The organism is Actinospica durhamensis (assembly GCF_018139695.1).
Lineage (GTDB): Bacteria > Actinomycetota > Actinomycetes > Streptomycetales > Catenulisporaceae > Actinospica > Actinospica durhamensis.
The window spans coordinates 1-596 of the sequence record NZ_JAGSOG010000677.1 but is presented as its reverse complement, the minus strand read 5'-3'; the positions used below and the strand labels follow the sequence as shown (position 1 = coordinate 596).

The 596-nt window shown below is 70.1% G+C and carries 1 protein-coding gene; it reads left to right on the top strand.

The features are described from left to right. The coding region (locus KDL01_RS41680; protein WP_212534237.1) for a transposase at positions 1 to 526 on the top strand (526 nt) is incomplete at its 5' end. Positions 527 to 596 lie beyond the last annotated feature (70 nt).

Here is a 596-nt window from a genome sequence, read left to right as displayed (position 1 = left end):
CGCGCTCCTCGCGCGCGAACACCGCCTGTTTTTCAAACCCGCCCCGCTCACCACCGCTGTCGCGGGCGGGTTCAGCCTCGACGACTTCGCCATCGACACCACCGCCGGACAGGTCACCTGCCCCGCCGGGCACACCGTCCCCCTCACAGCGCCCAGCGGAATCAACCTGCAGCGCAGAGCCGTCTTCGAGCAACTGTGCGCCGGATGCGAGCTACGCGAGCGCTGCACCAAGGCCAAACGCGGACGGGTGCTGACCATCCGCCCCCACCACGACCAGCAGACCGCCGCCCGCCACATGGCGGCCACCGACCCCGACTGGCAGGCCGCCTACCGCCGCTGGCGCCCACCGGTCGAACGAGCCGTCGCCTGGCTGGTGGCCGGCGGCAACCGGCGCCTGCGCTACCGCGGCACCATCGCCAACAACACCTGGATCCACACCCGCGCCGCCGCCCTGAACCTACGCACCCTCATCAACCTCGGCCTCACCCGCACCAACGGACGCTGGAACCTGCCGACACCAGCATGAACAGGCCAGTGGCGGGCCGGCTACGCCGACCCGCCACATCAGACCACGAAGATCTTCATCGGACTTCTAG